General features: G+C 37.3%; 23 protein-coding genes. 12 read left to right on the top strand and 11 right to left on the bottom strand.

Annotated elements, in window-relative coordinates; translation table 11 throughout:
• The first annotated feature begins 37 nt into the window (after positions 1-37).
• The 10 genes from PUN35_RS22120 (at position 38) to PUN35_RS22165 (ending at position 5,171) form a co-directional block, all read left to right on the top strand.
• Positions 38-331, top strand: a complete 294-nt coding sequence (locus tag PUN35_RS22120) for a hypothetical protein (RefSeq protein ID WP_013603230.1) — start codon at positions 38-40, stop codon at positions 329-331.
• A complete protein-coding gene (ssb, locus tag PUN35_RS22125) occupies positions 325-795 on the top strand; it encodes a single-stranded DNA-binding protein (protein ID WP_013603231.1) in 471 nt (156 codons plus the stop codon). The genes PUN35_RS22120 and ssb overlap by 7 nt, the downstream gene beginning before the upstream one ends.
• A 24-nt stretch (positions 796-819) precedes the next feature.
• Complete coding sequence (locus PUN35_RS22130) at positions 820-1,269, top strand: hypothetical protein (protein WP_013603232.1); 450 nt, start codon at positions 820-822, stop codon at positions 1,267-1,269.
• A 114-nt stretch (positions 1,270-1,383) separates the two neighbouring features.
• A complete protein-coding gene (locus PUN35_RS22135; protein WP_013603233.1) occupies positions 1,384-1,599 on the top strand; it encodes a hypothetical protein in 216 nt (71 codons plus the stop codon).
• 121 nt (positions 1,600-1,720) lie between these two features.
• A complete protein-coding gene (locus PUN35_RS22140) occupies positions 1,721-2,290 on the top strand; it encodes a site-specific integrase (RefSeq protein WP_013603234.1) in 570 nt (189 codons plus the stop codon).
• Positions 2,291-2,318: 28 nt separating this feature from the next.
• Positions 2,319-2,558 carry a hypothetical protein gene (locus PUN35_RS22145; protein ID WP_013603235.1) on the top strand — a complete coding sequence of 80 codons (240 nt, stop codon included), beginning with the start codon at positions 2,319-2,321 and terminating at the stop codon, positions 2,556-2,558.
• A gap of 12 nt (positions 2,559-2,570) precedes the next feature.
• On the top strand, positions 2,571-3,233 hold the full coding sequence (locus PUN35_RS22150; protein ID WP_013603236.1) for a hypothetical protein: 663 nt from the start codon (positions 2,571-2,573) through the stop codon (positions 3,231-3,233).
• Between the two features lie 62 nt (positions 3,234-3,295).
• Positions 3,296-3,613, top strand: a complete 318-nt coding sequence (locus PUN35_RS22155) for a hypothetical protein (protein ID WP_013603237.1) — start codon at positions 3,296-3,298, stop codon at positions 3,611-3,613.
• 150 nt (positions 3,614-3,763) lie between these two features.
• Positions 3,764-4,933, top strand: a complete 1,170-nt coding sequence (locus PUN35_RS22160) for a DUF4062 domain-containing protein (protein ID WP_256683832.1) — start codon at positions 3,764-3,766, stop codon at positions 4,931-4,933.
• Positions 4,926-5,171: a hypothetical protein gene (locus PUN35_RS22165; protein WP_013603240.1), complete on the top strand. Its 246-nt coding sequence runs from the start codon at positions 4,926-4,928 to the stop codon at positions 5,169-5,171. The genes PUN35_RS22160 and PUN35_RS22165 overlap by 8 nt, the downstream gene beginning before the upstream one ends.
• Before the next feature lie 414 nt (positions 5,172-5,585).
• Here PUN35_RS22165 and PUN35_RS22170 read toward each other — a convergent pair whose 3' ends face one another.
• From PUN35_RS22170 to PUN35_RS22200, 7 genes are all read right to left on the bottom strand, one after another.
• Complete coding sequence (locus PUN35_RS22170; RefSeq protein ID WP_013603241.1) at positions 5,586-6,398, bottom strand: ATP-dependent DNA ligase; 813 nt, start codon at positions 6,396-6,398, stop codon at positions 5,586-5,588.
• A gap of 1,023 nt (positions 6,399-7,421) precedes the next feature.
• A complete protein-coding gene (locus tag PUN35_RS22175; RefSeq protein WP_013603243.1) occupies positions 7,422-7,889 on the bottom strand; it encodes a hypothetical protein in 468 nt (155 codons plus the stop codon).
• The gene (locus PUN35_RS22180) at positions 7,886-8,683 is read right to left on the bottom strand and encodes a hypothetical protein (RefSeq protein ID WP_013603244.1); all 798 of its coding nucleotides are present in this window, start codon (positions 8,681-8,683) and stop codon (positions 7,886-7,888) included. Before PUN35_RS22180 ends, PUN35_RS22175 begins: the two co-directional genes overlap by 4 nt.
• 4 nt (positions 8,684-8,687) lie before the next feature.
• Entirely contained in the window at positions 8,688-9,215 is a 528-nt protein-coding gene (locus tag PUN35_RS22185; protein WP_013603245.1) for a thermonuclease family protein, read from the bottom strand.
• On the bottom strand, positions 9,209-9,502 hold the full coding sequence (locus PUN35_RS22190; RefSeq protein ID WP_013603246.1) for a hypothetical protein: 294 nt from the start codon (positions 9,500-9,502) through the stop codon (positions 9,209-9,211). The genes PUN35_RS22185 and PUN35_RS22190 overlap by 7 nt, the downstream gene beginning before the upstream one ends.
• Positions 9,503-10,061: 559 nt before the next feature.
• The gene (locus PUN35_RS22195) at positions 10,062-10,319 is read right to left on the bottom strand and encodes a hypothetical protein (protein WP_013603248.1); all 258 of its coding nucleotides are present in this window, start codon (positions 10,317-10,319) and stop codon (positions 10,062-10,064) included.
• Between the two features lie 99 nt (positions 10,320-10,418).
• Complete coding sequence (locus PUN35_RS22200; protein WP_013603249.1) at positions 10,419-11,261, bottom strand: ArdC family protein; 843 nt, start codon at positions 11,259-11,261, stop codon at positions 10,419-10,421.
• A gap of 352 nt (positions 11,262-11,613) precedes the next feature.
• On the opposite strand from PUN35_RS22200, the gene PUN35_RS22205 reads away from it, so the two are divergent.
• Complete coding sequence (locus PUN35_RS22205; RefSeq protein WP_013603250.1) at positions 11,614-11,904, top strand: hypothetical protein; 291 nt, start codon at positions 11,614-11,616, stop codon at positions 11,902-11,904.
• Positions 11,905-12,196: 292 nt separating this feature from the next.
• Positions 12,197-12,346, top strand: a complete 150-nt coding sequence (locus PUN35_RS22210; RefSeq protein WP_013603251.1) for a hypothetical protein — start codon at positions 12,197-12,199, stop codon at positions 12,344-12,346.
• Between the two features lie 294 nt (positions 12,347-12,640).
• Here PUN35_RS22210 and PUN35_RS22215 read toward each other — a convergent pair whose 3' ends face one another.
• The 4 genes from PUN35_RS22215 to PUN35_RS22230 form a co-directional block, all read right to left on the bottom strand.
• Complete coding sequence (locus tag PUN35_RS22215) at positions 12,641-12,835, bottom strand: hypothetical protein (protein ID WP_013603253.1); 195 nt, start codon at positions 12,833-12,835, stop codon at positions 12,641-12,643.
• A 46-nt stretch (positions 12,836-12,881) separates the two neighbouring features.
• On the bottom strand, positions 12,882-13,013 hold the full coding sequence (locus PUN35_RS22220; RefSeq protein ID WP_013603254.1) for a hypothetical protein: 132 nt from the start codon (positions 13,011-13,013) through the stop codon (positions 12,882-12,884).
• An 85-nt stretch (positions 13,014-13,098) separates the two neighbouring features.
• Entirely contained in the window at positions 13,099-13,950 is an 852-nt protein-coding gene (locus PUN35_RS22225; protein ID WP_013603255.1) for a hypothetical protein, read from the bottom strand.
• Positions 13,950-14,207, bottom strand: coding sequence for a hypothetical protein (locus PUN35_RS22230; protein WP_013603256.1), 258 nt, complete (start codon positions 14,205-14,207; stop codon positions 13,950-13,952). The genes PUN35_RS22225 and PUN35_RS22230 overlap by 1 nt, the downstream gene beginning before the upstream one ends.
• Positions 14,208-14,213 lie beyond the last annotated feature (6 nt).

A 14,213-nucleotide genomic window follows, 5' to 3' on the forward strand; every position in this document is an offset into this window, starting at 1 on the left:
GTGTTACATTTTCAAAAAGAGGAAAAGGGGTGAAAAAATGGATGTTCAGTATTGGGAAGTGAATGTTAGTCGTAAAGAAGCTGCTACCAGGATTGCGGAGAAACTTAACAAGGTTAAGTTTTTGTTTGACGCTGGGATTTCTGATACTCCAAGAGGAAAGTGTCTCTACATAAAATTTGATGATTGGCACCTGGAATATACCGAAAAAACAAGAAATGGAATGATGCTTTTTCTCAATCAGTTAAATAGCATGATAAGAGATAAATCATTGGTTGCTGGGTTTATAAATGATCTGAACATTATAGATTTGGAGGGGAAGATTAAATGTTGAATAGAGTAGTTCTAGTAGGAAGATTAACAAAGGACCCTGATCTTCGGTATACCCCACATGGAACACCGGTCGTCACTTTTACTTTGGCTGTGAATCGTACATTTACAAACCAATCCGGTCAACGTGATGCAGATTTTATAAATTGTGTGGCATGGAGAAGGACAGCTGAGAATGTTGCTAATTTTTTAAAGAAAGGCAGTATGGCAGGAGTTGATGGCCGTCTTCAGACTCGCACTTATGATAATAACCAGGGGCAACGTGTTTGGGTAACTGAGGTGTTAGCTGATTCCGTTCAGTTTTTAGAATCCAAGAACAAGAATCAGAATGAGACCAACCCTGGATACGATCAAGGATTTAAAGGTCAAAGTAACAGCCGGGAAGGTTTTGCTGATGTTGGTGTGGGGAGAGATCCATTCACAGGTGGAAAGCCTATTGATGTTAGTGATGATGACCTTCCTTTTTAATGACACGAAAGGAGAATTTAGACCATGAGAGAATATTTATCGTTTACCGGTATTTGCATTGCTTTTCTAATGTTTTTGTATGTGGGTTTCTATTGGATGGTACATGAGACTGACGAGACCCTTACAAAGATGGATAAAGATATCAATAGTCTTATAGAAAAGGCAGCTGAAGAAGCAAGAATTGAGAAAGAAAAAGTGTTAAAGAAGGGGAAGAAGCTGGATGCTTTAGTGATTGACAAATATTCTACTACAGATTCGAGTATGGATTTTACCGTAACACCGGTTGTTATAGGTGGTGGAATTTATATGATGTCTGGAGCTACACCAGGAGTAACAACTGAGAATTATTACATTAAAATTTATGCAGACGAAAAAAATTATGACATAACTGTTCCTAAAGAAGTTTACGATCAAAAACAAGTTGGGCTAAGAATACCGATTAAACTTTATAAGGATAAAATCGAACTACTATAACCCTCCGGGATCAGTCGCCAAACAGGAATCCCGAAGAGTTAAGGAAATGGGGCTGCTTCAGCCCTTAATTAAGTATAAATTATTAAGCAATCGTTGAAAATAGGAGGCGCTGTTATGGAAAGAAAAGAGAAAAATTTTTTAGGATTTACCGTAAGTATTGTTGTTGGTGCTATTGTGGCCTCTTTATGCATAATTCAAGCGATTTTCCCAAATGAATTTAAGGCATTCTTCATTCAACATTCTATTTTCTTTAATATTATGGGTGGATTCCTTGTATTTATTGTTGCCGTGATACTAGGGTTTGTAACCTTTATAAACGGAAGATACTAACAGGCGGGGATATTGAAAAAACTGTTCAACTAACAGCAGCACTATTACAATAGAAGTAATGCAAAAAGGACTGTGAATTTAGATTTCACATGACTTAATTTAAAACGAAGAGGTAATTTGTATGAATTTAGTTGAACCGATCCGAAACAGAAAAGATATAGACAACATGAAAAAGCTACTTTATTCGATGAATGAACGTGACGCCGTATATTTCATTATCGGGATAAACACTGCTTTTCGGATTAGTGACTTAATTCATTTGAAATTCAAAGATGTTATTGACGAAAAAATGAAGCCCCTAGATTACTTTGAATTGAGAGAAACCAAAACAGGGAAACACAACAAAATTGCCATGACTAAAGGTGTTCGAAAAGCAATCGTTCAATATGTTCAGCACCGGTATGAAGGGAACCTTGACCATTACCTTTTCACCGGCCAGAAATCTAAAGATAAGCCGATTACCAGGGTGACTGCCTGGCGGAATATTAAGGCTGCAGCTGACACAATAGGCTTAAAAAACATTGGGACGCATTCATTGCGGAAAACCTTTGGTTATCATCAATACAAGAATGGAACTGATATTACGCTGCTGATGGATATGTTTAATCATAGTAGCGCGGGCATTACATTAAGATATATCGGAATTACACAGGACCAAAAGGATCAGGCTGTGAAGTCATTAGACTTATGATTTGACTACTAACTAACAGGGGGAATTCATGATGTCAAAAAAAATAAAATACATGTTCGCCATTGCGCTGGTGATTACGCTAATGGTTTTATTCAGGCATATTTTATTCCTTCTGTTGGTGAAAATGGTCTTCGGCGCTTTACTGATTTTCGTTGGTATTGTTGGTGTGTATGCTCTATTTAGATTATTTGCGGGATTAATAAGTGTGGCACTTGTGGTCGCAGGAATGTTTCTTATTTTTAAGATCGTTCAATTGGCTTGTGCATAGAAAGGAGATAGCATGGAATATTTATTATTACTAACATCATTGTTACTTTTGCCTTTAGCTGCATGGGGTCCAGAAATTTTTGATGGTTTAATGAATATCTCCAATAAAATTTCTGATATGAGAGAGCTTCCTAAGAAGTACAATACGAGTAAAAAGTTAATTAGAGATTATTTGAAGATACAAAAAAATTTAAGTCTTAAAATGGATGCTATCGTATATCGCCCAAACAAGGATGTAAGTTTTACGACACTGGTGGATAATCTTAAAGATCTGTTGGATGTTCTTAGATTAGAGGCTCCACGCTTTGATCATTCTAATAAGAATGATTTATTGGTAAGGAATTTTCCTCAAGCTTATTATAAAGTATACATTCAGCTTATACGCTATGATGACTCTTTGAAAATAATATTTGATCAATTGATATCTCTAATCTATGGTGATTATGATGACCCCCATATAAAGGAGATTAAAGCTCTTAGAGATGAAGTGACGGATATTATCGTGTCAATTAGAAGAGAAGCCGAAAACACAATTAAACCTTATCGTAGAGAGAAAAACGAATTATTTAAAGTCAATGTTAAACATGCTAAAGAAAGAATTGAATTTGAAAAACAGTTCATAAAAGAGCAACGCGCGTTAAATAATGCCGGCTCAATTGAGTTGAATAAAATATAAGATCGTTCTTAATGACGCGTATTGCAGTGGATAGTCAATCTAATGAAGGGGTTTAAGATAATATGAATGAGACATTGTTTAATATATTTGCAGGATTGTCTTTTATTTTCTTGTTGTTAAGCCTATTTAAAAAATTTGAACGTGTGTTTATCTCTATAGGAGCAATATTTCTAATAATGGCATTTAGTACCGGAGGGTTTGGCGAAGCACTTCGTTCATGGTTACCAGTTGATCAAGATGTACAAAATCAAACACTCTCGGTTATAAAAACATTCCGTATTCATTTTTATATAATATTGTTTTTTGGAATCTTGGGAGTCATTATCAGTCTATTTGTTCGGCATAAAAGGAATAATTCTAGTGTAAGTGAAGAGGAGTGAATTTGAAATTGAATTTAAAAAAAGTTATCGGGGTAATCCTGATGACTTTTTTTGTTGATTAATTTCCTATAGAGCAATCAAGAGGTATAATTTTCAATATGGAAGTGAGAGGGGGAGAGCACGCTGGTTATTGATAAGACGAGAATATTTATCAGTTCAGCATACGAAGAGTCCTTAAAGACACCGAGAAAAATCATCAAAAAACACTTAGAAGAATGTGGCCATGAGGTACCCATCTTTGAAGAAGAAGATTTTGGAACATGGAAGCCGGATACAATGAAGCATTGCATCGAAGTAGTTGAGAAAAGCGACATTGTCATATTACTGATAAACACTAAATCAGGTGAAGAACCGGAATTAAGATGGGGGAATGTAACACCTACATACTTGGAATTCCAAGAAGCTTGGAAAAAGAAGAAGCACATTTTGGTTTTCGTAAATCCGGATATCAAAAAGAGGTTCTTTGAATTAAAAAAGGATTTTGACTCACTATATAACCAATATATTGAAGAGAACCATAGGCCGCCTGATTCACCCTTTGATCCTTTCGAAAACTGGATCGCCAGTCAGGATGGAATGGTTAAAAGACATTTAGAAGCTGCTGATCCTTTTGTTTGGGCATTTTTATATGACATATATATAAAAAGGTATTGGTTGTATGAATTTGATTATGCACAATCGGAAAAAGAGGCTAAACAAATTGCTCAAATGATCAGCAATTCTTTAAAGACGGTTGTTGACTTTATCCCTAGGTTAGACGAGTTAACTGAGATTGAAGAGCAGCAGTCATATTTAGTAGAATACGCCGAACACACCCTTACTATGCTCCATCAAAGAAATTTAATATTGAATAAAGAGCAACAAGATTGGTCAAACTTTTTAAAACAAGGGATTGAATTTCTTAACCACAGTTACGAAATCATACAGGCTAAAGATACAAACCCAGTAGTCGTTAATCATATCAATTCATGTTATGCTGCTTCGTTATATTCTCAGGATGGAGAAACATTAAGATTGGTCGGAAAAGCAGGAGATATAACAGCTCCGGAAGTATTTGCATTATACGAAGAGGGAATTCATGTTGTTGATGCCTTCAATCAAGGTGAACGATTAATTACTTACAGGGAAGATAAAAAGACATTCTACATCACTGAGGCCATTGATAACTTTGTTCTATGCCTTCATTTTTCACTTGAAGAGGATTGGAATGTAAAGCGTGCTGAAGCATACGCACAAGAGGTTGAATGTGCTATAATGGATAAACACCAACTCTATTTTGAATTTTTGAACTTGCTGATAGGAGGGAGCACTAATGAGTAGAGAACTTGCGAATTACAGTAGCTCTGGCTCGGTTGTTGTTAAACGTTCCCCAGCTGTAAGGGCAAGAAAAGTTAAAGGTTCTGCCGGAACTAGGGCTAGAAAAATTACAGCCGATGGTAAGTATATTCCTTCTCAAAATCTAAGAAGAACAATTTCTAAAATGAATTCGAATGTTCGGTCTTTAAATGATTTATTGAATAAGTCAAATCAAATTAAATCAGATCAGGAAAATCGTTAAAATAGTAATCGTCCTTTTTATTAAAGGACGATTTTTTGTTTATAGGCAGGAAAAGACCGTGCGTCAGTATCCTCTATACAGCTGAAGGTAAGATCCGGCCGCATCCGGAATCCAGGAAAGCAGGCGCGCTGCGCCGGTGCTGTGGCAGCTGAAGAAAGAGGTCGATGCCAGGTATCGGAGCACCTGGAAATACGGTGAGGCCCGCGACATCCCCAATCTTATACGTTAGCGACATTGAAAATTTCCGAAGAGGGAGGTTGAAACGTTGATAAAGAAAGGTTTTCGTGATTGTAACAGTGTAACAGGTTTACTCGTTAACAAATTTACTGTGTAACAGTGTTAGTGGGCTATTTTATTTTTTTTGCTGTGGATTTTTTAAAAAAAGAGTGGGGGAGTAGTTATGTAATGGAGAGGTTACTCTCTCCAAGAAACGAATGAAGGTAAACGAAGTTTCCCGTGTTTGGTCATAAAACGATGTTTAACTTTGCACGAGACAGGTTCAACAAAAACAAAATCTTCAGTTTCAGACTTTAATTTTTTCATTGAATGAAACTTATGTCGCTCTGACTTTGGCATAAATTCCATCATGCCAGCGGGCGTGCCATCTTGGTAAGACAGCAGAAATTTTATATCTTTACGTGTGTAGCCGATTATCAGCACTTCAGTAAAGTCATAATTAATGACTTTAATCCAGTTCTTAGACCGTTTTCCGATTTCATATACTGAGTTTGCTTTTTTTAGGACGATGCCCTCTAATCCTTTTTCTTTAACCATATTGAAATAGGAGACACCATTTCCTTTTATCCCTTCAAGTACAAAAGCATTCGGATGGTTTATTTCAAGACCTTTAAGCACTTCTTTACGTTGCGTTAGTGGGTTTGATGCGATGGATTGGCCGTTTGAATAAATGACATCGAAAATGCAATATACGATCTTATGTGGGGACTTATTGGACATAAACCGTTCCATAACAGCCTCAAAGTCAGGAGATCCATCGGCACCGGTTACGATTATTTCGCCATCTAACACCGTACCGTCAGGAACATCTAAATTCAATAACTCAGGAAACTTGCTGCTAACTTCATTGTTGTGACGTGTATAAAGCTTTATATGATTATTGAATTTTGATAGTACAATCCGTATACCATCAAATTTAAGCTCACTGATATAAGAATCATCATCGAATGGTTCTTTTGTGGATTCAAGCAGCATAGGGGATATAAACAAAAAATCACCTCCCTTATGAAATAATAAAGGAAGGACGATGGCCTATAAAGTCATTTGAACCTGGTATATAATGCAAACTGTTTGAAACAAGAATCACCGGAAGCTCGAAGAAAATTGGAAACAGACAATTTTTCTTTTCAGAATTTTTTACATATGCTATAGTTGCTCTAAAGTTAAACATTAAAGCAAAATAAATGGTTCCTATATACTTTGGCAGTATCTGAGGCTAATTATATGATAAGGAACAAGCCCAAATTAGGGGGGAGTGACCAATAGTCACTCTCCCCTTTTAGTTACTAAATATATTTTGTTTCTTTAAGACATTTAAAACAAGAATTGATGTTTTGTTATAACATCAAACTGATAAAAATAATGAAGAGACATCAAGTAAAAGCATAGGCGGAACGTCAGTTTGTTAGGATTTCATTAAAAAGCATCATCGGAATTGTAACAAAAAAAAGTGGGGATAATGTTGGTTACTACGGAAATTTGAAAGGAGGTGATTGTAATGGTTGAAGGGCTGATTGTTCTAGCGTTTTTTTCGCTTTGGTTGATCTTGTTAAAAAAATAGACCTCCCGCAAGCCGAAAAATCTAGAGGGAAGTCTACCAAAATTTAAGTTTCCACTGTCCAGGGTATTGGTAGTACCCTGACAGGGAAATCCCTGACATTATTATTTCCAATATGTAAGAATTTATGCTCGATCAAATAAGGAGGTGATTGTAATGGTTGAAGGGCTGATTGTTCTAGCGTTTTTTTCGCTTTGGTTGATCTTGTTAAAAAAATAGACCTCCCGCAAGCCGAAAAATCTAAAGGGAAGTCTACAAAAATTTAAGTTTTCCACTGTCCAAGGTGTTGGTAGCACTTTGGGCTACTTATCATGTTATCAAATAGAGGTATTAATGTCATCTAACAAAAATAACCCCGGATGGTCATGTCCGGGGCCGGTAGAAATCAATCCTCAAGCACAAAGATTGATTATATGTAATGATACACATCGTGGTGAGATATGTAAACCAGGATGTTACTTGGAGTATATCTTCATTTTTTCATTGGTCTTTTTGCCGTTCTTAATCTTATCCAGGTACTTTTTAAGAAAAGAATCATATAGACTATCCGGAATATATCCAAGTCTTTGCAGCAAGAGATTTTCAACGATATTCATTTTCTTTGTGAGGAATTGATAATCATTCCTGGATTCCTGTGAATCAGTGTTACCGGTCGCCGCCTTCTTATAAAGTTCATTATACTTTTGGCTGCGTTTTTGTCTGATAAGCTTTAACAAGCAAAGCAACTCATATGTGTGAAAAGTCATTAATTCAGGTGTAGTCTTGTAAAGGTCCTCTTCATCGGCAGTTTCACGGAAGGGAACTGTTTTGCGGCTGCCATCTTCTTCGGCGTCTTTTATCTTGATCATGCAGAATTCACATTCATAATAGTTAGATTCGTTTTCTTTTGCTACGGGGCTACCGCAGTATGGGCAAGTTTTCATTTCATTGATCTCCCGTCAGTTAGATTTTTAATGTTCTCATTAAGTGAATTCATTAATGAGTGATGTTTTTCGAGGAATTCTTTCATTTCTTTAGTCTTTTTATCTTTAAATGACTCATTGGCGGATAAAGCAAATGAATAGTATCCTTTAAGCAATTCATTTACTTTATCAATTTCAGCTTTTAAGTCCACAACATCAGGAATCTTGCAAAAGTTTTCTAAGGTGGCTAGTGCATAACAAATAGATTCCGAAAACTCTAAGATTATATCTTTGTTCTGTTTTTTTAATAACTCAATAGGGGCCCACACTTTAGCCTTGATTTCTCTATTTAACAGAGAGCATTTTTCAGAACTTATACTTTCCTTTTTTACTCTAGGTCTGAAGTAGTTGTATTCAACGTATTTCAGCAATCCTAAAAATTTTTTGTATCTAGTTATTTCAATACTATCACGAGGATGTCCCAAAACTTTAAAGTAAGATGGCGCCTTTTTGCTATCGGTAAATGAAAAAGATCTACGATACAGTTCCAGTTCATCTTCTGGATCTTCTTTATCTGTGGTATAGGCAAAACATACAAGTCTAAAGTCAATTTCTTGATAAATATCTGTGCCATACGCTCTTACATAATATTCATTCACCTTTGCGTTGCGGAATTCTGCCCCTTTTCTAAAAAACTCGTAAACAACACCTTTTTTAAAGCCATACAAACGCTCATAAATATCGTTAAGACAAACCACTGTATACAGATATTCAATAGGAAGTTCTTTTTCTAAAGGAAGTATAGTTTTACACATTGTTTTATTCACCTTTCTTATTATTCCATAATCCCAATTTCTTTTTCTTTGCTTCTTTTTCAGCTTGTTTGTATTCATCTTCATATTTAATATTTGGTGGAAAAACAGCTAAACGAGCATAGCCCTTCTCTAAGAGAATTTTGTTAAATGAGGTCCCGTCCTTTAAAAATACGTATGCCAATAGTCTATCGTATTTATCACGCTTTTCTTTGTCGTATTCCAGATAAACACTTTGATTCTCTAACGTCTTTTTTGAAAAGGCTGAAGCTTCTTTTCCATAAGGCTGCACTGCTTTTGTTGGATGGACTGTTTCCGGAGTATCGACCAATATTAAACGGATTCTTTCCTCAGTACCATTAACATCGGCAATAAATGTGTCTCCATCTATAACGCGTCTAACAGTTACCTCAATTTTATCAGATAGATCAACGGTCTTTTCAGTTGTTCCAGAATGGCTGCTGCTAACGCCCTGGCATCCACTAAGTAGGATGACCAGGACGGCCAAAGCTTGCATTAACTTTCGAGTTAGCATGTTCTTTCTCCTTTGAGCGTTTTTTTGGCTGAGAGGAATATGGCTGTAATTTTAATTACAGCTAAAATTCCTGATGTGCCTGCCGGCAGGTATTGAATAACCAGGTTGTGCTGCGGAAATGTACCCGATTCTGTGAAGACAATTTGATTGTCAGTTTTATTGAATGCCATAGTATTATAGTCTAAATCTTCAGCAATAAAATCCGTTTCTGGTAGAGTGATAGTACGGTTCAAGTGAGGCGTTAGATGATCGGACACATCCAAATGCCATGACATAGCTTTCTTCATGATTCATTCTCCTTTTTTTAAGACTTTTTTGGTTTTGCTTGGGGAGCCAATCAGCATTCACAGTCGAAAGGACACAAGGGGTTACGAGCCGTTGAGGGGTGTTCTGTAGCCCTTTACGGATCGTTAAGACCAATTTATTTGTGGCAGCTGCGGGCAGCTGTCCGTTTACAAAAAAATTGGCGGCCCTTGTGTGCTTTTATGAAACACGGATAGTAACGCGGCGGGCGTGCCCGGCGTGTTGCTTGCCGATGTTGAATGTGAAATGCTAAAGCCCCCGGACAGCTTCAGCTGGCCAAGTATGGGGGCGTTTGGCTGAGCAAAAACAAAAAAGGCGTCTAAAAAAAGGATTTAATCATGCCGGCGGCTGCCGGCATTCTTTTTGCGGAAATGCGACCGGGGCTTTCTGGGAGCCTTTCTGCTTCTTTTGGGTTTAAGAGGCTGCTTTAGCAGCCTCCAAGCAGGCTCGATGCCTGCGTTTTAATCAAGGAAAACTTTAGTTTTCCGACCTTGCGTAACCGGCAAAAGCCGGTTGCGATTTTAGCCGCAACAAATTTTGCGCCTAATTTGAACTCACGAGTTTTAAGTCTTTTTCGTGAACTATTGGACCATCTTCCACGTCCCAGAAAGATAAACTTTCATCCTCACGTAAAAGAGCTTCCGTATCTTTATAGTAAAAATCAACTGCTACGTGTGACATCTCCTCATCTTCTTTGTCATGCCAAATAACTTTCCCTATTGTACCTTTTGGGAAGTGCCCCCATGGTGAATCGTGATCAACTAAAAGCTGTACTTTTGCACCTTTTCGAAATGTTTTCATGTTTTTTCCTCCTTTGATTTTTGCTGTCCATAAGTAAATGCGGGGGGACCAGCCCCGCGAGTTTTTCCTTGTGCTTGTGTTTTTGATTCCTACCTGTATTTAACTTGCCGTACTTATTTGATCTTCTTCTGTATTTTCTAAAATATAGTCAACAGCTTTTTGGGCTTGTGCAGATGCATGGAATATCAGGCGGTTATCGTCTTTTAATGCAGAAAGCCAGGATTTGATATAGCTTGCACTATTCTCAATGGTATTGTTTTCTATCCCGGCAATGCCGCACAGCATAGCTGCACCCATTTCTGCCACTAGCTCTTCTTTAGAATATTTCTCGTCACCAAATGTACCAAAGGTTCTTGCTAGGCGACTTTTATGGCCTGTACTGTGTATCATTTCATGGAAAAGAGTCGAGTAGTATTCTTCTGGCACTTTAAAATCTTGTATTGGCGGACAATTGATTTTATCGAGTGTTGGAAAGTATGCAGCTTCTCCAGGTTCAAAGGTGTAGGTTGGACCATTGGGATAGTTATTGATAATTTCTTCAGCTTTTTCAATGGGATCGTGATTATACGTTTCTTGTTTTCGTTTACTTTTTAGCCCGGTACATTGTTTATTGATATCCCATACGCGGTAGTAGATAGGCTTTGCAAATTTCTTTTTTTCTTCTGTTTCTTCGTCTTCAAACTCTTTCCATAACCAGAACACAATGATATGTGAGTTTTTAAATTCTTCTTTTTTGATGCGGCCGCCAGCTTCTAAGATTTGTTTTTTAGAAGCGTATTCCCCAGGAGGGACTAAAAAGTTATTGATACCCCGATAAGGCTTTTGTGTTTTCCAGTTAACTGCTGCACAGGAATTTGTCCAGGGCTGATGCCAAGGAACAACACCCTTTTCAAGTTGTGCAATAATTTTCTCCGTGATGATTTCATAAACTGATTTCCCCACAATGTGACTCTCCTTTTTTTAAGACTTTTTTGTTTTTGCGGAGGCCGAATTGCATTCACAGCCAAAAAGCACACAAGGGGTTACGAGCCGTTAAGGGGTGTTCTGCATCCCTTTACGGATCGTTAAGACCAATTTATTTGTGACAGCTGCGGGCAGCTGTCCGTTTACAAAAAAATTGGCGGCCCTTGTGTGCTTTTATGAAACACGGATAGTAACGCGGCGGGCGTGCCCGGCGTGTTGCTTGCCGATGTTGAATGTGAAATGCTAAAGCCCCCGGACAGCTTTAGCTGGCCAAGGTGGGGGCGTTTGGCTGGACAAAAACAAAAAAGGCGTCTAAAAAAAGGGTTTAATCATGCCGGCGGCTGCCGGCATACGTTTTGCGGAAATGCGACCGGTGCTTTACGGGAGCCTTTCTGCTTCTTTTGATCTTCCGTCCTCGTTCACTCGTGAAGAAATGGCCAGGAACAATGCAGCTGTTGCTTCAGGATCCGCCGCAGGCAATCCGGAAGCTTACAGATGTATGTTATCGGGCATTTTAGAGGGAAGCGAGATGCCGCGGAATGTTGGCCGGCGTTTTTGGCCGGCTTACAGTCCGGGAGCAGACCCGCAGGGGGACCCAAGGGAAATTTTTAACCATTTTTAGAAGTAGATACGCAACTTATAGTAACTGATGATGTCCATTTTGAAAGAATAATACGCAGTTAGAATTAGAAGAGGTTTTCACCATAAATTTGTGCCATTTTAAAAATCGCTTCGCAGTTAATAATGAGGGTAGAAATTTTCCCTTAAATGTGCGGTATAAAAAAAGTGCGAGTATTATCTAGTGAACATGTAAGAGAGGGGTTTGAAATTTAATGTCCCAAAATAATAGCTTAATGCAAGTTATGAAGTGTAAAAGAAAAATAAGACTAATCGAAGGAAGGAGGTTAAACGGAATGGAAAAAATCAGTAAGGGAGAAAGGAGAAATAATATGAATAAAGAGGAACTGCTGTGGATGTTAAGGCTTGTCTTAATTACAAATTCATTTACGGCCACAATATTGTTTGGTATGTTTAAAGTTATTTTGATTGCTACAGGTAATTAAAAAGATCAGCTTAAAAACTGATCTAAAAGGGTGACTGAAGATGTTCCAGCATCAGCAGTCATCATGATATAAAGTTGTTGTAATTATAGCAGAGAAGATATAAAGAAGAAGCTTACAAGGTTTTGATTGGTGGTTTGCGCAGCAAAACCACCAGAGAAGGTTTTAATGTTTTTAGAGGTTGCTTTAGCAACCTCCAAGCAGGCTCGATGCCTGCGTTTTAATCAAGGAAAACTTTAGTTTTCCGACCTTGCGTAACGAGCTTACCGCGCTATGTAGCGCGGTAACTTCTTTTTGTTATTTGAGCAGTTCTTGTTGCGTAATTAACCAATTTTCAATTTTTTCAACTACTTCACAAAAATCTTGATCGAATGGAAAACCCTCATTAAGTTTGTTAAACGTAACATCATCAGATTCATCCCATAAATCAGAAATCTCCCGTGCGGAAGTTTTGAATAGTGTTAAGGCGTTTAATAATTTGTTTTTTGTCATTGCAAAAACTCCTTGCTGAACCGTTCAATAAAGTATGACGGTAGTATTATAATTTTTTCACTTCAACGTATAATGAACCTTCCGTGATTAACGATTTAAAGCTTTCGATAGCTTCTTCGGCTGCTTCTTCTTCTGAATTGGCATCTACTTCAATTTCGCAAACTACTAGGTACTCCATATTGTTCCCCTCCGAATTTATATAGAGGGACAGGTAGACGAATCCTGTCCGATTTGTGCTTGTGTTTTTAATCTCTACCGAGTTTCTATTCAAATATAGCCTTTGCGGCCCTATATGCATTCATTGTTAATTTTCTTTGCCAGGCTTGTGAGTGTGGTGACCATCTAAATGTGTTTTTCTTTAATTTATCTTTTAATTGATCGTCGGGCCGTTGATCATCAGGAAAGATAATTTTTAATCTGTCGCTTTCTTCATCAGCGACTACGCGACACTGTTCATAAGTCAAAGTGGGATAGTGCGGCTTTTTTTCTTCAGCTTGAAAGAGTTTATAGATGCTGTGACGTTTTGTGAAAACTTTTGTCATGCCTTCTGCTTCAAATATCTTGTATAACTCTTCCTTGTTGTGTCCTTCTTTGAATAGTCTTTTTAATTTGGTGACGAGACTGTTTTTGAATAACGTAATATCATATCCAGGCATTTTACCTTCTTTTATTAGGCGGATTCTTATACAATCTTTTCTGAATTCAGAATATGCCTTTACTGCTTTTTCTTCGGGCTTCTCTAAGGAGCCAAGATGTTTCTTTGTGTTTTGAATAAACCGTGTCATCTTTTCAGTTGTTTCTCGATCATAATTGTCTTTTCGAGTTAATTCCTTTTGCTTTCTTTCAAATGGATAGTTTGCCCGTCCGGTAATCAAGGGACTTGGTGTTTTGATCATGGTAAGTGATTTCTCCATTCGCTGAGTTAAAAATTTTTCAAACTCCATCAACCTATTTAGAAAATAATCTCTTTGATCTTCATTTTGAACTAGAGGTGCTAGATCGTTTTTAAATTTGTTTGCATAATACTGAATTTGGTGATCGGGATTGTATTTGTACATGTGCAACTCGTTATATCTCTTTGTGATTTCAGGTTTTACGTACGTTTTTACTGCCATTACATAGACACTCCTTTTTTGTTTTCATATTCAATCATTTTTAATGCTCGCCAAAACTTAACATCAGGAATTCGTAAATCTTGCCGTATGTCAGACAACAGTTGCAATTTGTCTAGAACTACTTTGCATTTTTCTTGGTAGAGTTGAACTTCAAATGGACAGTTAGCAAGTTCTTTTTCTTCCTCTGTTAATTTAAGGTCTAGTTCTAAATCTGTAATGTATCTGGCTAATACCAGCGCTATTTCTTGTTTAGTCACTCATTT

The organism is Bacillus sp. N3378-2at (assembly GCF_033412715.1).
GTDB lineage: Bacteria > Bacillota > Bacilli > Bacillales > Bacillaceae > Bacillus > Bacillus subtilis.